Below are 18,144 nucleotides of genomic sequence, written 5' to 3'. Positions count from 1 at the left end.
CCGTCATGCCGCCGGCGGGCTCAGATGTGCCGGGCGGACACCAGGCGGACCTGGGAGATCACCCCGGCCGGGCCGTCGGCCAGGTCCAGGACGTGGGTCACCCGCAGCCGGCGGCCGTCCGGCTGCAGCATCGTCACCACGGCGAGGATCGACCCGTCCGCCTGCTCCCGCACCGACTCCAGGGTCACCGCCGTCATGGCGGACCACGCGCGCACCAGGTCGCCGGTCCGATCGCCGACGAGCACCGGGTCGAGCAGCCCGAGCGCGTGCTCGGGGGCGACGTCGATCAGCCGGTAGAATTCCCGGACGGTGCCGAGCCGGTCGGCGGCAGGGGCGAGTGGGGCGCTGGTGACCGGCGAGCCCGTCGCCGCGGCCGGTGCGGTGCCGGGCTCGCCGGTCGGCCGCTCCGCCGACCCCTCACCGCGCCGCGGCTCGGGGGACGCGGCGGTGGAGGTCGGCGTCGGGTGGGTCGTGGCGGGGGTGGACGGGAGGTCGGTCGGCATGACGAACCCACCGAGGGCGGCCGCGCCGGTGATCTGCAGGCCCGCGGCGGCGTCGGCGTCGCCGCGGGCCAGTTCGCGTTGCTGGGCGAGCAGTGACGCGGCGACCACCGCGCCGAACAGCAACGCCGCGGCGAGGATCAGCCCGAGCAGCTTCGCCCGCCGGGCCAGCCGGCTCTCCGGCTCGCGGGACGGCCGGCGCGGCCGTAGCTTCCCCGGCGCCGTGGTCCGCGGTGGCGGGAGGTAGCGGGCGGGTTCCCGGAAGACCTCGCGGAGGTACTCGCGGTCGACCAGTTCGTCGTCGAGCAGGTCGGCGCCGAGCACGTCCTCGACCCAGGGGCCGTCGTCCTCCCCGGCCGCCCTGGCCACGTTTCCGGCGCGGACCGGGAGGAGCCGCCCGGAGCTTTTCCCGTCGTGCACTGCTGTCTCGCCTCGTTCTCGCGATGGCGGGGCGGCCGGGTCGGCCGGTCCCGCCGCGGTTGCGGTCGTGCTGGTGCGTGTCTCGTGGACACGCGGTTGCGGACCCCGGAACCAGGAAACCTGGTGGGTCCGGCGACGACCAGCGGGAGTCGGTGGACAGTATCCGGGACACGACGAGCGGCAGTGCCCATCACCCGGATAGCTCAAATTTCAACCATTCACCGCACGGCACGTGCAAGGGACACGGCCATTCGCACGTGCATTCGCAGGCGGGAGCAGGTGCGGCGGTCACCCACCGTCGCGCTGGATCTTGGTGTCGTCGCCGAACACGAGTGTGCGGCGCTGCGTGCTCTTGCTCCCGTCGGGATGGGTGACCTCCACGGTGTTCACCGTGTAGCCCTCGTTCGGGTCGACGTAGATCTCCTTGACCTCGTAATAGGCAACGTGGCCATGCCGGCGGCGCAGGCCCTCCGGCCCGCCGGCGGCGAGCTCACCGGTGGTCACCTCGTGCGCCGCCGCCGGGTTCTCGGTGACCTCGTTGAGGTAGAACTCGGAGCGGTCGGCCATGGTCTTCGGGTCCATCGACATGAAGTGCTTGGGCGGGGCGTAGGCCCGCTTGGCCTTGGTGGGGGGCGGCTTGCGCGGCTTCGCGCGCTGCTCGGAGGTCGGCGACGGCGCCGCGGAAGGACCCGGTGTCCTGGCCACCGGCGCCGAGCTCGACGCGCGGGGGCCGGGGGACCCGGGGAGCGGCGACCAGTCGGTGGTCGGATCGGCATCGGCCGGCGAGGAGGTGCCGCTCTCCGGCGACCGGCGGATGGTGTCGCTCTCGTCGGCCAGCTCCTCGCCTTCCAGCAGGGGCTGCCCGCCCCGCTCGGTCCATCCGTTGATCGCCTGCGAGTGGGGGTTGCCGGGCGGTTCCACCAGCAACGACCCGGCGAGCAGCAGCGCGACCACCACGCCGCCGGAGGAGACCGTGGCGAACCAGGCGGCCTTCCGCCAGCTCTTCGGCGGGGTGACCGAGGCGGGCACCGTGCCGAGGTCGAAGGTGCTCAGCCCGTCCGGGACCGGCGCCGCGTACACCCGGGCGTCGTCCTCGTCGACCTCCGCGTACGCCGGTGGTTCCGGCGGGGCGGTGAGGGTGATCCTGGTCCGCCGCACCGTCGGCCGGTCGGGGTCGCGATCAGCGAGGTCGGCGGTGTCAATGGGTTCGGTGGGTTCGGTGGGGTTCGTGGGGTCGGCGAGGACACGGTCGTGCCCGGCCGTGTCCTCGCCGCCGACCGGCCTCCCGATGACGGCTGACGGCACGAGGGGTGCGAGTCGGGCCTGTGGGGCCACCGGCAGCTCCCCGCTGATGCTGTGGTGGCCGCCGTGGCGGTGCGGCTCGGTGGTGGTGTGCGGGTGGTCGGCATAGCCGTCCCTCAGGAACGCCACCGGGAACGAGCCGCGGATGGTCGCCTCGAGCGGGTCGTCCGGGGCCACGTGCCGGCCGCCGCGGCTCTGCGCCGGCACCGCCGGGGTCCAGCCGCCGGCGCCGTGACCACGCCGGTGGCGTCCCGACCGATGCCCGGGCAGGGTCTGGTGATCGGTGGAATCGGTCCCGCCGTTCATGCTGGATGGACCCCTCCCTTCCGGTCACCTGACGGGTTTCCGCTCGGAATGGCCCGAACGGAGGAGCGGGCATCCGAGCGGTCCTGGCCCCGCGTGTCGACGCATCCGCATCTGCACGCCGTCATCTGCACGGCGCCGATGCACTTGCATCGGACAGTGCGCAGCCCAGTTCCCAGGAAGCTCCGCCGACCCCTGCCACAGCGGTCTTCGTCCGACCAAGCGTAAGAGCGTTCGGGCCCTTCTGCGCCCCCGGGCGGGGAGTTTCTTCGCTTTCACTCCGTCGGGGCAGTTGGCGCGGGGGGGAGCTGCCTTCCTCGGTAGTCGGGCACCTCCCCGGCGCCGCCGGATCGGGCGAATCAGCCGGACGCCGCCGCCCGCCCGGTGCCGTGGAGTAGTCAAGTGCCGATCGACTGCATGCTCGTCGTTCCGCCGGTCACCCCCGAGTGGGGGCATAGCGCAGCGCGACCACCGCCGAGTCGAACGTCCTCGCCGACTCCAGCCGCAGGCCGATGCGGTCCAGCGGGGTGGGGAACAGCGGCGTGCCGCCACCGAGCACCACCGGGTGCACGAACAGGCGGAGCTCGTCGAGCAACCCCTCCCGCAGGAATGTCCCGGCGATGTCGGCGCCGCCGAACAGCACCATGTCCCCGCCCGGTCGCCGCCTGAGCTTGGCCACCTCCTTGGCGACGTCGCCGCGGACGACCTCGGCGTTCCAGTCGGCCCGCTCCAGGGTGGTGGAGAGGACGACCTTCGGCATTGGCTTCCACAACTCCGAGAACCGCAGGTCGAACTCGGTGCTCGCGCCGAAACGCGCCGGATCGGGCCAGAAGGAGGCCATCAGCTCGTACACCTTCCGGCCGTACAGGAAGGTGCCCATCGTCCCGGCCTCGTCGAGGAAGTGGCGGTGCAGCTCCTCGCCGACCACCGGCCAGTCGAACTCGCCGTTCGGCCCCTCGACGAAGCCGTCGACGGACACCTGCATCCACAGGACCACCTTGCGCATCGCGCTCCTCCTCGCTCGTGGCCCGCGCGGTTTCCGCGGGCTCACCGGGACAGACCCGCGGCGGGAGGAGAGCTCATCGCGCCGTGCGGTGCGCGGGCTACCCCCGCTCAGCCGCCGCTGCGGTACTTGGCCTGGGTGGACTGCAGTGCCTTCGTGGCGACCGTGCCACTACCGGCGGCCAGGAGGATCGCCAGCACGTCCATTCCGGTATTCCCCGAGGTGAACAGCCAGGCCAGCAGGGACGCCGCGAGGGTGCCGCCGGCCACCGGCCACCGGGACCGGACGTACTGGGCGATCGGCGTGCCGCCGGCCCGCTTGTTCGCCGCGCTGGCCAGCAGCGCCAGGTATCCCGCGTGGCCGAGCGCCGCCAGCACGCTGGCGATCGCGATGACGACGGCGATCAGGTTGACGATCGTCTCCATGCGTCCAGTCTGCCCGTTGCCCGCCTGGACCGGATCGGGGGAACACCCGGATCTTTCCCGGGCTCACCGACCGAGCCGGCCACGCCCCAGGTTCAGCAGCGCCATGGCGAGCTGGCGGCCCTCCGGCCCGAGCTCGCGGTACCGGGCCAGCACGTCCATCTCCCGGTTGTAGACGATCCGCGGCCCGCCCGCGGCCATCCTGGCGGCGCCGATCGTCCTCGACACCTCGATCCGGCGCTTCACCAGCCGCAGGATCTCCGCGTCCAACCAGTCGATCTCCTTGCGCAGGGTCTCGATGTCCGGCTGGTCGCCGGTCCCACCGTTCTCCGCGGCGCCCGCCTCGTGCGTCTGCGTGTTCATCTGGTCCTCCGGTCGGTCCGGATCCCGATCCGGCCCGGAGCCGACGAAAGCCCCGGGTCCGTGGACTCCGGGGCTTTCTGGTGATGGCGAGGGCACTACGCGATCACGGGAGCCGGAGTCCGGTTCCCGTAGAAAAATCGGAAAGTGTCGTGCCGCACGCGGCCAGTATGGCACAACAGCGGCACCGCGCGCGGCACGCCGTCCGGTGACCCTCGGCGGCGTCGGTGCCGGCGGGTAGCGTGAACTCCTGATGAGCACCCTCTTCGATCTGCCTTCCGAACCCGCCCCGGGTGGTCACTCGCCACGGGACGTCGACCGGCACCGCGACCTGCTCGGCGACCTCAACCCCGCCCAGCGCGCCGCGGTCGAGCACACCGGCTCGCCCCTGCTGGTGGTGGCCGGCGCCGGCTCCGGCAAGACCCGGGTGCTGACCCGCCGGATCGCCTACCTGCTCGCCGAGCGGGACGTGCGGCCCGGCCAGGTCGTGGCGATCACGTTCACCAACAAGGCCGCGGCCGAGATGCGCGACCGGGTGAGCGAGTTGGTCGGCCGGCGGGCCAACGCCATGTGGGTGTCGACGTTCCACTCGATGTGCGTCCGGCTGCTCCGCCGCGAGGCGAAGACACTGGGCATGTCGTCGAACTTCTCCATCTACGACGCCGACGACACCCGGCGGCTGATCACGCTCGTCGCGCGGGACCTCGACCTCGACCCCAAGCGGTACCCGGCGCGCACGCTGGCCGTGCACATCTCCAACCTGAAGAACGAGCTGCTCGACGCGGACGCCGCCGCCGGGAGGGCGGGCAACGACCTGGAGCGCAGGGTGGCCGAGGTCTACGCCGAGTACCAGCGCCGGCTGCGCCAGGCCAACGCGATGGACTTCGACGACCTGATCATGCGCACGGTCGAGCTGTTCCAGGTGTTCCCGGACGTCACCGAGCACTACCGGCGCCGGTTCCGGCACGTGCTGGTCGACGAGTACCAGGACACCAACCACGCGCAGTACACCCTGGTCCGCGAGCTGGCCGGGCCCGCCGGCCCTGGAGGCGGTGTCGGGACCCGGCCGACGGAGTCGGGCCTGGAGCCGGCCGAGCTGTGCGTGGTGGGCGACGCCGACCAGTCGATCTACGCGTTCCGCGGCGCGACGATCCGCAACATCGAGGAGTTCGAGCGCGACTTCCCGAACGCGCGCACCATCCTGCTGGAGCAGAACTACCGCTCCACGCAGACCATCCTGTCCGCGGCGAACGCGGTAATCGCGCGGAACCCGAACCGGCGGGACAAGCGGCTCTGGACCGACTCCGGTGACGGGGAGAAGATCGTCGGCTACGTCGCCGACAACGAGCACGACGAGGCGGCGTTCGTCGCCGGGGAGATCGACGCGTTGGCCGACGCGGGCGAGGCGAGCTACTCCGACGTCGCCGTGTTCTACCGGACGAACAACCAGTCGCGGGTGTTCGAGGAGATCTTCATCCGGCTCGGGCTGCCCTACCGGGTGGTCGGCGGGGTGCGCTTCTACGAGCGGCGCGAGGTGCGCGACGCGCTGGCCTACCTGCGGGTGCTGGCCAACCCCGAGGACGACGTCAGCCTGCGCCGGATCCTGAACGTGCCCAAGCGGGGCATCGGCGACCGCGCGGAGGCCGTGGTGGCCACCCACGCCGAGCGCGAGCGGATCTCCTTCGCGGCCGCGCTGCGGGCCGCGGCCGCCGGGACGGTGCCGCTGCTGAACCCGCGCTCGCAGAAGTGCATCGCCGGGTTCGTCGAGCTGCTCGACGGGTTGCACGAGCTGGTCGAGGACGGGCACGAGGTCGCCGACCTGCTGACCGCCGTGCTGGACCGCACCGGGTACCGCGCCGAGCTGGAGGAGTCCGACGACCCGCAGGACGCCTCCCGGCTGGAGAACCTCGACGAGCTGGTCACCGTGGCCAGGGAGTTCGCCGAGATCGCCGAGACCGTGCCGGCACCGGAGGACGAGGACGCCGGCGTGCCGGAGCCGGGCTCGCTGCCGGCGTTCCTGGAGCGGGTGTCGCTGGTGGCCGACGCGGACTCGATCCCCAGCGCGGACGAGTCGGGCGAGCAGGGCGACACCGGGGTGGTCACGCTGATGACCGTGCACACGGCCAAGGGGCTGGAGTACCCGGTGGTGTTCTGCACCGGCTGGGAGGACGGCGTGTTCCCTCACCTCCGGGCCCTCGGCGAGCCGGCCGAGCTGGCCGAGGAGCGGCGGCTCGCGTACGTGGCGATCACCAGGGCGCGGGAACGGTTGTACCTGTCCAGGGCGGTGGTGCGCACCGCGTGGGGGCAGCCGATGACCAACCCGGCGTCGCGGTTCCTCGACGAGATCCCGGCCGAGCTGGTGGAGTGGCGGCGGGAGGACCCGACGCGCCGGGAGGGCGGTGCCGCGCCGCGCGCGGCCACCACCTGGGGCCGGCGGTCGTTCGGCGCCGACTCCGCGCAGGCGGGCCTGGCGGCGGGCGGGATGCGGACGACGTCGTTCAAGGGCTGGAAGGACACGGTGGCGCTCAAGCTGGACGTCGGCGACCGGGTCAGCCACGACAAGTACGGGCTCGGCACGGTGGTGGCCACCGAGGGCAGCGGGCCGCGGGCCACCGCGACGATCGACTTCGGCACCGCCGGCAAGGTCCGGCTGATGCTGATCGGCAGCGTGCCCATGGTGAAGCTCTGACATCTTGCCGTTCCCGCCGATGAGTTTCGCCGGGGCGGGAAGGCTGCCCTGGCGATGGCGTCGGACGACAGGGAGCGCACCATGGGCAGGGTTTGCTATTCGATGATCGTGTCGCTCGACGGGTACGTCGAGGACGCGGCCGGCAGTATCGCGTTCTTGGAGCCGGACGAGGAGGTGCACCGGCTGGCGAACGAGCAGGCCCGGTCCGCGGCCGCCTTCCTGTTCGGGCGGCGCCTCTACGAGGTGATGGAGGAGCCGTGGACCGCGGCCGCGGCGCGGGCGGACCTGCCCGAGGTCGAGCGGGAGTTCGCCCGGATCTACCTGGACACCCCGCGGATCATGTTCTCGGACACCCTCGACACCGTGCCCGACGGGGTCCGCGTCGTCCGCCGTGACCAGGCGGAGGCCGAGGTGCGACGCCTCAAGCGGAGCACCGAAGGCGACCTGAGCCTCGGTGGCCCCACGCTGGCCGCCGCGCTGGTGGACCTGATCGACGAGTTCGCGATGTTCGTCCTGCCCGTCGTGCTCGGCGGCGGCACGCCGTACCTCGCCGCCGGAACAAGGGTGCCCCTGCGGCTGGCGGAGCAGCGGACCTTCCCGTCCGGGACGGTCTACCTGCGGTACGTGCGCGCCTGACGCCACCCCACCGAAACTGTCAGACCCCCTCCCTACCCTCGGCTCGAACACAAGTTCGATGTCAGGGTGGCCACCCGCCACCCTGGAAACGGGGGACCGCGGTGTGGAGCACGAAGCGTTTCATCTCGTCGCCGCCGGGGTATGTCGCTACCTGGACGAACTCGCGGCGCGGGCGAACGGGGAGCGGGGACCACTGGCGCCGGAGGTCGTCAGGCTGGTCGCCGCGTGGCGGGCGTTGTTGCGTCGCCACGCACGGGGAGCGGACGGCCGGTGTGCCGGCTGCGGGCACCGGAGGTGGTGGCTGCCGCCGGCGCACCGGAACGGCGAGCTGTGCACCGTCTGGCAGGTGGCGGTCGGCTACTTCCTGCGCCGGGTACCCCGACGGTAGGTCGGGTCGGTCAGACGCTGACGCCGCGCGCGGCGAGCCAGGCGCGAGGGTCGACCTTCCTGCCGTCCGGGGTCCACACCTCGAAGTGCAGGTGCGGACCGGTGGACTGGCCGCGGTTGCCGATCTCGGCGATCTTCTCGCCGGCCTTCACGTTCTGCCCCACGCGCACCGAGTAGCTGTGCATGTGGCCGTAGACGTGCGTGGTGCCGTCGGAGAGCCGGATCTTCACCCACAGGCCGAAACCGCTGGCGGGGCCGGCCTCGATGACCTTGCCGTCCGCGGCCGCGACGATCGGGGTGCCGATGGCGTTGGCGATGTCGATGCCGTAGTGGGGCGCGCCCCACCGCATGCCGAAGCCCGAGGTGAACCGGCCCTGCGCGGGGAGGACGGTCTTCGGGCGGGCGGCCTCCTCGGCGGCCTTGCGGGCCGCTTCGGCCTCGCGCTCGATGCGAGCCTGGGTGACCTCGGAGCTGTCGGTGAGCTTCTGCACCTCGGCCGACGCGTCGCTGTTGCGGGCCACCGGGAGCAGCTCGGGCGCGGCGGGTGCGTCACCACCGACGCCGAGGGCCGCGCTCGCGTCACGCGCGCTGGCGAGCGGTGTTACCCCGGTGTCCGAGTCGGCGGAGGCAACGGTCTGCAGGGTCTGACCGGCGGCAGCGGCGGCGAACGCGCCAGCGGCGACGGCCGCGACCACCACGCGGCCGCGCAGGGCCGACGAGGGCGCGGGAAGCCGATGTGACCCCCGGACGCGAACGACGGCACCGTCCAGTGCCTGTTCGAGTACCGGGGAAGGAGCTTGGCCGCCGGGGGAGCGGTGTCGAGCCAAGTCAGGGCCTTCCGTTACTCGGGGAGCCAGGTCGGTGGCGGACGCCGGGCGGGGGATCCCGGTGAGCGGCTTCGGGGGCAACCGCTCGTGGCCCTGGGGGGACCAGTCCGTTCGTGACCTGACCGTAATGGGGACCGGGGGACAGTAACGAAGAGGCACCGTTCGGGGCAAGATCCCGCTTGCGTGTCGGCCGAACGAGGAGCTCGCGCGGGACGGCGAGCTGCGCAGATCACGCAAGGTGGCAGGCGGAATTACTCCATTTGGTGTGAGTTGGGTTACAAGCGCTCAACCATTCCTCCGTCCGGTCCGCGGCGTCCCCGGGGTGGCACGACTCGTTCGTGCGGCCGCCGGGTCGCCTCGGTTGACTCCACTGACTCCGCCTCCTCCCAGCACCCCAGCACCCTCAGTCCGTTGCGTCACTTCGATCCGGCGGCGAGTCCGTACCGAGGGGGCACCGGGTGAGGACAACGGGAGCACGCGAGCTCGGTGTGCTGGTGGTGGACGGTTTCGTCCTGTCCTCGACCACCGGCGCGGGGTGGGCGTTCACCACCGGCACCTCGCGGGAGTACGGCACTCCGCGGCCGCCGAGGTCCACCGGCCACGACGATCGCCGGGAGCCCGCGGGACATCGCCTGGTCCGACCGCGGCGGGGTCCAGTGCGGCCTGGTGTCGATGCCGGTGGACCGGGCGAGGGCCGGCGGCCCGATCACGGGCACTGAGCCGCGGCCGGATCCCCGCCACCGATCCGGCGCGGCGGATCGGCGCTCGTGGTCAACTTCGGCGCGGGCAACACCACGGGGGATGTCCGCGCCCAGCTGCCTCCCGCGGTGCGCGCGCTCGGGCACGGTTCGACATCGTCGCGTTCGACCCACCGGGCCTCGGCAGTCAGGACAACGGGACCCTGGTGCGCTGCGAGACACCGGCGCTGTCGCTCTTCCACCTCGTCGGCGACCCCTCCCGACGGGCATGGCGGGACCAGGAGGCGGCAACGCGGCCTAGGACGCGAGTTGCCGCGCAGGCAACCGGCTCGGCGTACGCGCACCGCACGTCGTGGCAGCTGGCCCACGACGTCGAGGCGCTGCGGGTCGCGCTCGGCGAGGAGTGGTTGCACTACCTCGGCAACTCGTACGGCATCTACGGACAGACCTACGCGGAGCTCTTCCCGGACCGGGTGGGGCGGATGTACCTCGACGGCGTCACCGACTACACCCAGCCCGGGCTTGCGGGCTGGCTGGCGTGCTACGCGCTGACCCACGAGCGGCAGCTCACCCGGTTCCGGGACTGGTGCGAGGTGGCGGCGCGGGCCGAGCGGGGCCCGTTGCCGAAACCCGGCCGGCCCGGCAGCGGTGTGCTGACGCTGGGCGAGCCGCGGGTCGGGATGCCGGTGGGAATGAACCCGCCGAGACAAGCGATGCTGGCCGGCACTCGCGACGGCGGCGTCACCACCTTCGCGACCGAGCTGGGGGAGCCGGAGCCCGAGCCACCCGGCACCGTGCGAAACGCCCTGCTGTGCCACGACTTCCTGCCCGACGTGCCCGGCTTCACCGAGCTCCGCGGGATGGAGCGGCGCCTGCGCGAGCTCGCGCGCGGTTCGGCTGGTTGTCCGCGAGGATGGAGGTGGGCCGCTGCCTCGGCGTCACCGGTCCGCCGACGTTCCCGCCGCGGCCCCTCCCCGCGCCGGGGCTGCCACCGGTCCTGATCGGCATCGGTGAGCGGGACAACCTCACGCCGAACCTCGGCGCGCGGCACGTCGCCGACCAGCTGCCGGGCGTCCGCACGATGGGGCACGGTGACGGGCACGTCGCGTACCCGCTGGGCAACCGGTGCCTGGTCGAGCGCGTCAACGCCTGTCTCACCGACGGCACGCTGACCCCGCACGGCACCGGTGACCCGGCGAGCTGCTCCCTCGCTGATCGAGGAGTCCCGAGCCGCGGGCGCCGGACCGCCGCCTCCCGCCGCCTGATTGGACGTGGTGGGCGGGCGTCGGCCGGTCGTGCTTGCTAGCGTCGCCGACGATGACTGCGCGCAATCGTCCGCCCTCGGGGGAACCGTCGGACGACCCCCGGGACTCGTTCGGTCCTCCGGGCGGCAGCACGTCCGACCCGCCCGCGCGACTCGCGGCCCCACTGGTCGGCGCGCTCGCCGCCGCGACCGCCGGGGCCGTGCTGCTCGCCCTCGGCGGCCTCGTCCCGGTCGTGGCCGGCGCGCGGCCCGGCTTCGGCAGCGGCCCGCTCCTCGTGCTGCTCGCGGTGCTGCCGGTCGCCGCCGCGGCGGCCGCGGCGCTCCTTCCGGCACCCCGCCGGCGCCCAGGACTCGCCGCCGGCGTGCTGGTCGGAGCGGCCGCGCTCGCCCCCGGCCGTGCCCTGCTGGACCTCCAGCTCGCCGCCGACGCCTCCGCGGCCGCGCGGCCCGAGTTGCACGTGCCCACCGACCTGACGTCCCCGAGCCCCGCGGCCGGCCTGTGGCTGCTGCTCGCCGGCCACCTGGCCACCGCGGTCGCCGGCCTGCTCGCCCTCCGCGTCCGGGACGAGCAGGGCGAAGGCCAGGGATCGCGCTGGCGGCTGCTGGCCGTGGTGTCGGTCGCCGTGGTGGGCGCGCTCGGGCTGCTGATGGCCCCTTTCGGCTCCCACGACGCCTACCTGCCCACGTCCGGCGCCATCGACGCGCCGATGCCCGCCGCCGCCGGGCTGCTCCTGCTGGCCGCCACGCTGCCGGTGGCCGCCGCGCTCGCGGCGAGCTCACCCGCGCCCGGCCTCGCCCGCGGCGGGCCGCTCGGTCTCGGTCTCGCCACCGCGGCACTGGCCGCGCCCCCGCTGGTGGCCGCGGCCGCACTCCCCGCGCTGGACGTCACCGCCGGACCGGTGTTGCTGGCGTTCGCGGCGGCGGGGCTGGTCGTGCTCGGCGTCACCCCGCTCCCGGCGAGCGCGAGCACGCCATCGGGTCCCCAGCCCGCGCGCCGGGCCGAGCCCACCGACCTGGCCGGCACGGCGACCCTGCCCGGCCAGCGCCCGCTCGACCTGCTCACCGGGTCGATCGCCGTGCTCACCGCACTCGCCGCGGTCGGCGGCGCCTTCACCGAGCAGGTGGTCTCGGCGACGAACACGGCGGTGCCTAGCTCGGCCCGCTGGTGGTTCCTGGTCGCCGGCCTGCTGCTCGGCACGGTGGGCCTGGCGATGTTCGGGCCCGCGGTCGCCGCCCGGGTGCGGCCGGCGCTCTCGGTGCTCTGGGCCGGTCCGCTGGTCACCGGCGCCGCCGTGCTGGACACCGCGCTGGCGGCGACCGAGCTCGGCGCGCTGTCCGTGTCCACCCTGGGCGTGCTGTGGGTCGCGCTGGCGATGGTCGGTGCCGCGGCCACCGGCTGCTCCTCGGCGGTGGCCGGAACCGTCGAGCGGGAGGAGGCCATGGACGTCGTCGGCGCGGCCGGATGGCGGGCCGCGCCCAACGTCCTCACCCCGCTGGTCGCCGCGGCGATCCTGGGTGTCGCCGCGTTCGGCCTTCCGGTGGTCCGCGCCGCTGACTACACCGCCCCGGGGCTGTGGTCGCACTTCACGCCGGCGTCCTGGGGCCTGCTCGCCGGCGTGCTCACGGTCCTCGGCGCGCTCGCCCTGGTGCCACGCAGCCGGCCGGCCAGGGCCGTCGCGCTGCTGGCCGGGATCGCCGGACTCCTCCTGCTGCGCGCCGCCGAGCTGCCGCTGCGCACCGGCATCACCGGCGCGTGCCCCGGCCCGGGGCTGTGGCTCGCGCTGGCCGGTGCGGCGGCGGCACTGGTCGCCGCCGGCCTGGCCCTGCCCGGCGCGCGCCGCGGATCGTGACCCGCCGCCGGCCCCGCGTGCTGCTCGTCGAGTGGGGCGGCCGGTGTCCGGAGGCGCTGGCGCTGGCCCGCGCCGCGGGACGCGCCGCCCCGCCCGCGGACCTCCCGGTGTTCACCGCCGGCGGCCCGCCGCGACCCGGGCTGGCCCACCTTTCGGGTGCGACCGTCGTCACCCGCTGGGTCTCCGGTGGGCCGACTCACATCGGCGCGACCGAGGCCGGCCGTCAGCGGTGACCGAGTTCACCTGGTGCGGCGCCCCCGGCCCCCGCGCCGCTCGCTAGGGTCGTCACGGCCGAAGAGCAGGCGGAACGGGCCCACGGCCGCGGTCGAGGCGGTCGGAGCCGGCGATGCCGGGGTTGCTTTACTTACCAGCGGCCCGCCCCGCGCATCCCGCCGATCGCGCGTTCGGTGAGCGAAGCACAGCAATGTCGCGTGTCGTCAGGAGACTGGAGAGTGGACCTCTACGAGTACCAGGCGAAGGATCTCTTCGCCGCCCACGGTGTACCGGTGCTGCCGGGCGCCGTGGCGGAAACCCCTGAGCAGGCCCGTGCCGAGGCCGAGAAGATCGGCGGCACCGTGGTGGTCAAGGCGCAGGTGAAGACCGGTGGGCGCGGGAAGGCCGGTGGCGTGAAGCTGGCCGAGGGCCCGGACGAGGCCCGGGCGAAGGCCGAGGCCATCCTGGGCATGGACATCAAGGGGCACACCGTGCACCGGGTGCTCGTGACCGAGGCCTCCGACATCGCGGAGGAGTACTACTTCTCGTTCCTGCTGGACCGGGCCAACCGGACCTTCCTGGCGATGGCCTCCGCCGAGGGCGGGGTGGAGATCGAGCAGTTGGCCACCGAGCGCCCCGAGGCGCTGGCCAGGGTGCCGATCAGCCCGCTGGCCGGTGTGGACAGGGACAAGGCGCTGGAGATCCTGCGGCAGGGCAACTTCCCGGCCGAGGTGCTCGACGAGGCCGCCGACGTCGTGGTGAAGCTGTGGGAGACCTTCGTGGCCGAGGACGCCTCGCTGGTGGAGGTCAACCCGCTGGTCCGGGATCCGCGGAACAGGATCATCGCGCTGGACGGCAAGGTCACCCTCGACGACAACGCCGCGTTCCGCCAGGAGGCGCACGCCGCGCTGGTGGACAAGGCCGCGGAGGACCCGCTGGAGGCCAAGGCGAAGGCCAAGGACCTCAACTACGTCAAGCTGGACGGCCAGGTCGGCATCATCGGCAACGGTGCCGGCCTCGTGATGTCCACCCTGGACGTGGTGGCCTACGCCGGCGAGAAGCACGGCGGGGTGCGGCCGGCCAACTTCCTCGACATCGGCGGCGGCGCCTCCGCCGAGGTGATGGCCGCCGGGCTGGACGTCATCCTGCACGACCCGGCCGTGCGCAGTGTCTTCGTCAACGTCTTCGGTGGCATCACCGCGTGCGACGCGGTGGCCACCGGCATCGTGGAGGCGCTGAAGATCCTCGGTGACGAGGCGAGCAAGCCGCTGGTGGTGCGGCTCGACGGCAACAACGTCGAGGAGGGTCGCCGGATCCTGGCCGAGGCGAACCACCCGCTGGTCACGGTGGTGGACACAATGGACAACGCGGCGGACAAGGCCGCCGAGCTGGCGGCGGCGGGGGCGTGACATGTCGATCTTCCTGAACGAGCAGAGCAAGATCATCGTGCAGGGGCTCACGGGTTCCGAGGGCACCAAGCACGCGACGAAGATGATCAGGGCCGGCAGCAACATCGTCGGTGGGGTGAACGCCCGCAAGGCCGGCCAGAAGGTCACCATCGAGGGCAAGGAGCTGACCGTCTTCGGCACGGTCGAGGAGGCGATGAAGGAGACCGGCGCGAACGTCAGCGTCGTCTTCGTGCCCCCGCGCTTCGCCAAGGACGCCGTGATCGAGGCGATCGACGCGGAGATCCCGCTGGCCGTGGTGATCACCGAGGGCATCCCGGTGCACGACTCGGCCTACTTCTGGGCGCACGCCTGCGCCAAGGGCAACCGGACCCGCATCGTCGGCCCGAACTGCCCCGGCGTGATCAGCCCCGGCAAGTCCAATGCGGGCATCATCCCGGCGGACATCACCGGCCCTGGCAAGATCGGCCTGGTGTCGAAGTCCGGCACGCTGACCTACCAGATGATGTACGAGCTGCGGGACATCGGCTTCTCCACGGCCGTCGGCATCGGTGGTGACCCGGTGATCGGCACCACCCACATCGACGCGCTCGAGGCGTTCCAGAACGACCCCGAGACCGAGGTCATCGTCATGATCGGCGAGATCGGTGGGGACGCCGAGGAGCGGGCCGCCGAGTACGTCAAGGCCAACGTCACCAAGCCGGTGGTTGGCTACGTCGCCGGGTTCACCGCCCCGGAGGGCAAGACGATGGGCCACGCCGGTGCCATCGTCTCCGGTTCCTCCGGCACCGCGCAGGCGAAGAAGGAGGCCCTCGAGGCCGCCGGTGTCAGGGTGGGCAAGACCCCCAGCGAGACCGCCGAGCTGGCCCGGGAGCTGTACAAGGCGCGCTGACCGAGCGGGGACGGGCAGCGGGCCGGGCGCCGGGACACGGCACCCGGCCCGCTGCCGTTCGGCGGACTTTCGGTGTCGACGAAACCGGAGCCGCCTCTCGTGCGTCCGTCAGAGCAGGGGTGCGTGGGCCCAGTGCGGACCCAGCGCGGGTTCGCTAACGTTTTCGTGCCGAACGGATGACAGGAGACTCACCGATGACCTTCCCGAGCAGCGGGCCCGGTTACCCACCTCAGGGCGGCGGCGCGCAGCACCCGCCCCAGCCGCAGGGGCCGCGGCAGACGCAGGGCCAGGGCCTCGCGGCCGGCTCGCTCAACCTGGGCGTCCTCCTCGCGCTCGCGGTCACGGTGCTCGGCCTGGTCAACTACTTCATCGGCTTCGCCGAGGAGGCCGGGATGGCCCAGCAGGCCATCCTGTTCCTGCTCGTGGCCGGTCTGCTCGGCGCGCTGCGGGTGCTGCCCAACGGGCCGAAGGTGATGCCGTTCGTGGCGCTGTTCAGCGTGCTCGGCGCGCTGAACGCGCTGCTCGACGTCGTGCAGGTGCCGGAGCACTCCAAGGTGCCGGGCGTGGTCACCGTGCTGTTGATCCTCGGCATCCTGCAGATGCTGATCGGCGTCGCCGCGCTGCTGTTCGATCACGGTGTGCTGAAGTCGCCCGCGGCCCGACCGCAGTCGCCGCCGTACGGTCAGCCCTACGGCCAGTACGGTCCCGGCCCGTACGGCCAGCAGGGTCAGCAGGGTCAGCAGGGTCAGCAGGGCCAGGCCGAGCAGCAGCCCGGGGGCGTGAACCAGCCGACGAAGTTCGCGCCGCCGGCGACCCCGCCGACCCAGCAGGCCACCCAGTACGCGCCCCAGCAGGGCCAGTTCTTCCAGCAGCAGTCGCCGGAGTCCGGCAAGCAGCCGGGCACCCCGCCGGGTGGCTTCGGCTCGCAGAGCTGAGCCAGACCTCGGCGGGGCGACCCCCGATCGGGGCGTGAGACGAGCGCCCGCGGTGACCGTTCGGTCCCGCGGGCGTTCGTTCGCGGGTGGGGACGGGAAATCGAATGCCCGCGAGCAGCGATGACTACCCACCGTGGCAACGAGGAACACGCGCTGCCCCGACCGGGTGGGTATGGTGTTCCGCACGCTCTTTTGGCGGCGTGGCTCACCCATATGGCCTATTGAGGGTGCGAAGGTGCGGCTCATGCAGCTGCCCACCTTGCGTCTCCGCCGGGAGACCGTCGACGACCCTGGCACCGAGCCCGGGGACGTCCCGGCCGTCTCCCGCGCCGCGTGGATCCGGGCGATGCTGGCCGCGGCACTGGGGCCGCTCATCGCCGGGTACGTCGCGGTCGTCGCCCTGTTCGCGCTGGTCACCGGGATCACCACGGAGGCGGCGTTCGAGCCGGTGGGCGTCCTGCGGGCGGCCGCTCCCGGCTGGCTGGCCGCCTACCAGGTGCCGGTGCGGATCGGCGGGCAGCCGCTCGGTGTCCTGCCGCTGCTGCCGACGGTCGGGGCGTTGGTGCTGGTGGCCCGTTCCGCGGCGCGGGCGGCCCGGCGGCTGGGCCTGCGCGCACCGGCCCAGGCCGTTCCGCTGGTCGCGGCCATGGCCGGCGGGCACGTGCTGGCCGCCGTCGCCGTGGTGGTGCTCTCCCGGAACGCGCCGGTCGGTTCCGAGCCGCTGCCCGCGCTCCTGCTGCCGGCGTTGCTCGCCGGGGTGGCCGCGACGGTCGGGCTGGCCGGGCGATGCCGGCTGGTCGAGGCGGCTCGCCACCACCTCGACCCGCTCGCGCTGCGCGGCCTGCGGGCCGGGGCGCTGGGCACCGCCGCGCTGCTCACCGCGGGTGCCGCGACCTACGCCCTCGGGCTCGCCCTGTCGGCGCCGACCGTGCACACCCTGTTCGGCACGCACGCGCCCGGCCCCGGCAGCGGGACCGGGTTGCTCCTGCTGTCCCTCGGGTACCTGCCCAACGCCGTGGTCGGCGCACTGAGCTTCGCCGCGGGGCCGGGGTTCTCCCTCGGCGCCACCGTGGTGACCCCGATGGGCCACGCCGGCGAGGTCCTGCCCGGGCTGCCGCTGCTCGCCGCGGTGCCCGAGACGGACTCGCCGTGGTGGTGGGCGCTGGCCGTGCTGCCGGCCGCCGCGGGTGCCCTGGTCGGCTGGCGGCTGCGCGCGGTGGCCGCCGACCCGAGGGTGCGGCTGCGGGCGGTCGTGGTGGCGGGCGCGTTGAGTGGGTTCGGCGCGGTGGTGCTCGGCACCTTCGCCGGCGGCCGGTTGGGGCACGGCCCGTTCGACCCCGTCACCGTTCCGGCCGGGCCGCTGTCGATCGCGGTGTTCGCCTGGATCACGGTGCCCGGCGGCCTCGTCGCGTGGTTCGCCGGTCCGCGCTCGGCGCCGCCACCCGAGCCGGCCGAGGCCCAGCCGGACGCCACCGAGCCAGCCGAGCGCGCCGAGTCCACCGAGCCCGCCGAGCCCGCCGAGTCGGAAACGGACGGTGCGACGGACGGCACCACCACGGAGGACGGCGCCGCCGAGACCGCCGAGATTGCCGAGCCCGAGGTCGACGGGGACGGTGCCGAGCCCGACGGCGCCACCGAGCGCGAGGACACCGTCGATCCCGCGGACGGCGCGACGGAAGCCGCCGGCGGTGCGAACTCCGCCGACTCCGCCGATCCCGCCGATCTCGTCGAGACCGGGGACACCGAGGCGCCGGAGCCCGACTGGCCCGGTGAGCCCGGCTCCGCCGAGTCCCCGCGGCCCACGGAGTCCGCCGACTCGGTGGAGCTGACCGAGCGCACGGAGCCCACCGGCGCCACCACGGACGACGGCGACGAGGAGCGGCCGCCCACCGCCTCTTCATGATCGACTTTCCGGCGTTAGGGTTGGGCGACGAGGTGAACGCCGTGCGCCCCGCGCGCACCGCCCGGCAAGGAGACCGTGCTGACCAGGGATCGCGACACGGCCGGCGCACCGCACCCACCGGCGTGCCACCCGGA

General features: G+C 73.6%; 17 protein-coding genes. 11 read left to right on the top strand and 6 right to left on the bottom strand.

Features of this window, described 5'->3' with window-relative positions; genetic code table 11:
• Nucleotides 1–20: 20 nt before the first annotated feature.
• The 5 genes from BM051_RS17250 to BM051_RS17230 all read right to left on the bottom strand — a co-directional run bounded on the left by BM051_RS17250 (nt 21) and on the right by BM051_RS17230 (nt 4,313).
• Nucleotides 21–920, bottom strand: coding sequence for a hypothetical protein (locus BM051_RS17250; RefSeq protein ID WP_092531167.1), 900 nt, complete (start codon nt 918–920; stop codon nt 21–23).
• Nucleotides 921–1,208: 288 nt separating this feature from the next.
• Nucleotides 1,209–2,528, bottom strand: coding sequence for a hypothetical protein (locus BM051_RS17245; protein ID WP_243859586.1), 1,320 nt, complete (start codon nt 2,526–2,528; stop codon nt 1,209–1,211).
• 433 nt (nt 2,529–2,961) lie between these two features.
• Nucleotides 2,962–3,531 (bottom strand): dihydrofolate reductase family protein, encoded by a 570-nt coding sequence (locus BM051_RS17240; protein WP_092531166.1) that lies wholly within the window; start codon nt 3,529–3,531, stop codon nt 2,962–2,964.
• 107 nt (nt 3,532–3,638) lie between these two features.
• Nucleotides 3,639–3,953 carry a hypothetical protein gene (locus BM051_RS17235; RefSeq protein ID WP_425319719.1) on the bottom strand — a complete coding sequence of 105 codons (315 nt, stop codon included), beginning with the start codon at nt 3,951–3,953 and terminating at the stop codon, nt 3,639–3,641.
• Between the two features lie 63 nt (nt 3,954–4,016).
• A complete protein-coding gene (locus BM051_RS17230; RefSeq protein ID WP_092531165.1) occupies nt 4,017–4,313 on the bottom strand; it encodes a chorismate mutase in 297 nt (98 codons plus the stop codon).
• Between the two features lie 250 nt (nt 4,314–4,563).
• Between BM051_RS17230 and pcrA the strand changes: the two genes are divergently transcribed.
• The 3 genes from pcrA (at nt 4,564) to BM051_RS17215 (ending at nt 8,023) form a co-directional block, all read left to right on the top strand.
• Nucleotides 4,564–6,999, top strand: coding sequence for a DNA helicase PcrA (pcrA, locus tag BM051_RS17225; protein WP_092531164.1), 2,436 nt, complete (start codon nt 4,564–4,566; stop codon nt 6,997–6,999).
• Between the two features lie 54 nt (nt 7,000–7,053).
• The gene (locus BM051_RS17220; RefSeq protein WP_243859585.1) at nt 7,054–7,635 is read left to right on the top strand and encodes a dihydrofolate reductase family protein; all 582 of its coding nucleotides are present in this window, start codon (nt 7,054–7,056) and stop codon (nt 7,633–7,635) included.
• Between the two features lie 103 nt (nt 7,636–7,738).
• Nucleotides 7,739–8,023 (top strand): hypothetical protein, encoded by a 285-nt coding sequence (locus BM051_RS17215; RefSeq protein ID WP_092531163.1) that lies wholly within the window; start codon nt 7,739–7,741, stop codon nt 8,021–8,023.
• A 10-nt stretch (nt 8,024–8,033) separates the two neighbouring features.
• Here the strand turns inward: BM051_RS17215 and BM051_RS17210 are convergent, their stop codons facing one another.
• Nucleotides 8,034–8,849: a M23 family metallopeptidase gene (locus BM051_RS17210; protein WP_092531162.1), complete on the bottom strand. Its 816-nt coding sequence runs from the start codon at nt 8,847–8,849 to the stop codon at nt 8,034–8,036.
• Between the two features lie 904 nt (nt 8,850–9,753).
• Here BM051_RS17210 and BM051_RS17205 point away from each other — a divergent pair.
• The 8 genes from BM051_RS17205 to BM051_RS17170 all read left to right on the top strand — a co-directional run bounded on the left by BM051_RS17205 (nt 9,754) and on the right by BM051_RS17170 (nt 18,010).
• The gene (locus BM051_RS17205; RefSeq protein WP_341770813.1) at nt 9,754–10,548 is read left to right on the top strand and encodes an alpha/beta hydrolase family protein; all 795 of its coding nucleotides are present in this window, start codon (nt 9,754–9,756) and stop codon (nt 10,546–10,548) included.
• Nucleotides 10,467–10,853 carry an alpha/beta hydrolase gene (locus BM051_RS17200; protein ID WP_166677742.1) on the top strand — a complete coding sequence of 129 codons (387 nt, stop codon included), beginning with the start codon at nt 10,467–10,469 and terminating at the stop codon, nt 10,851–10,853. The genes BM051_RS17205 and BM051_RS17200 overlap by 82 nt, the downstream gene beginning before the upstream one ends.
• 11 nt (nt 10,854–10,864) lie before the next feature.
• Nucleotides 10,865–12,661: a hypothetical protein gene (locus BM051_RS17195; RefSeq protein WP_092531159.1), complete on the top strand. Its 1,797-nt coding sequence runs from the start codon at nt 10,865–10,867 to the stop codon at nt 12,659–12,661.
• Entirely contained in the window at nt 12,658–12,894 is a 237-nt protein-coding gene (locus tag BM051_RS17190; protein ID WP_092531158.1) for a hypothetical protein, read from the top strand. Before BM051_RS17195 ends, BM051_RS17190 begins: the two co-directional genes overlap by 4 nt.
• 219 nt (nt 12,895–13,113) lie before the next feature.
• Nucleotides 13,114–14,283 carry an ADP-forming succinate--CoA ligase subunit beta gene (gene sucC, locus BM051_RS17185; protein ID WP_092531157.1) on the top strand — a complete coding sequence of 390 codons (1,170 nt, stop codon included), beginning with the start codon at nt 13,114–13,116 and terminating at the stop codon, nt 14,281–14,283.
• A 1-nt stretch (nt 14,284) separates the two neighbouring features.
• Entirely contained in the window at nt 14,285–15,172 is an 888-nt protein-coding gene (sucD, locus tag BM051_RS17180) for a succinate--CoA ligase subunit alpha (RefSeq protein WP_092531156.1), read from the top strand.
• Nucleotides 15,173–15,366: 194 nt separating this feature from the next.
• The gene (locus BM051_RS17175; RefSeq protein WP_092531155.1) at nt 15,367–16,107 is read left to right on the top strand and encodes a DUF5336 domain-containing protein; all 741 of its coding nucleotides are present in this window, start codon (nt 15,367–15,369) and stop codon (nt 16,105–16,107) included.
• A 244-nt stretch (nt 16,108–16,351) separates the two neighbouring features.
• Nucleotides 16,352–18,010: a cell division protein PerM gene (locus BM051_RS17170; protein WP_092531154.1), complete on the top strand. Its 1,659-nt coding sequence runs from the start codon at nt 16,352–16,354 to the stop codon at nt 18,008–18,010.
• Nucleotides 18,011–18,144 lie beyond the last annotated feature (134 nt).

The organism is Amycolatopsis arida, assembly GCF_900115565.1.
GTDB classification, from domain to species: domain Bacteria; phylum Actinomycetota; class Actinomycetes; order Mycobacteriales; family Pseudonocardiaceae; genus Yuhushiella; species Yuhushiella arida.
This window is presented reverse-complemented; position numbering and strand designations above follow the sequence as displayed.

What these genes read in the sequence shown, in the direction of transcription:
- BM051_RS17245 (WP_243859586.1), bottom strand. Translation starts at nt 2,528, where the DNA reads ATGAACGGCGGGACCGATTCCACCGATCACCAGACCCTGCCCGGGCAT.
- BM051_RS17240 (WP_092531166.1), bottom strand. Translation starts at nt 3,531, where the DNA reads ATGCGCAAGGTGGTCCTGTGGATGCAGGTGTCCGTCGACGGCTTCGTC.
- BM051_RS17235 (WP_425319719.1), bottom strand. Translation starts at nt 3,953, where the DNA reads ATGGAGACGATCGTCAACCTGATCGCCGTCGTCATCGCGATCGCCAGC.
- BM051_RS17230 (WP_092531165.1), bottom strand. Translation starts at nt 4,313, where the DNA reads ATGAACACGCAGACGCACGAGGCGGGCGCCGCGGAGAACGGTGGGACC.
- pcrA (WP_092531164.1), top strand. Translation starts at nt 4,564, where the DNA reads ATGAGCACCCTCTTCGATCTGCCTTCCGAACCCGCCCCGGGTGGTCAC.
- BM051_RS17220 (WP_243859585.1), top strand. Translation starts at nt 7,054, where the DNA reads ATGGCGTCGGACGACAGGGAGCGCACCATGGGCAGGGTTTGCTATTCG.
- BM051_RS17195 (WP_092531159.1), top strand. Translation starts at nt 10,865, where the DNA reads ATGACTGCGCGCAATCGTCCGCCCTCGGGGGAACCGTCGGACGACCCC.
- sucD (WP_092531156.1), top strand. Translation starts at nt 14,285, where the DNA reads ATGTCGATCTTCCTGAACGAGCAGAGCAAGATCATCGTGCAGGGGCTC.
- BM051_RS17175 (WP_092531155.1), top strand. Translation starts at nt 15,367, where the DNA reads ATGACCTTCCCGAGCAGCGGGCCCGGTTACCCACCTCAGGGCGGCGGC.
- BM051_RS17170 (WP_092531154.1), top strand. Translation starts at nt 16,352, where the DNA reads ATGCAGCTGCCCACCTTGCGTCTCCGCCGGGAGACCGTCGACGACCCT.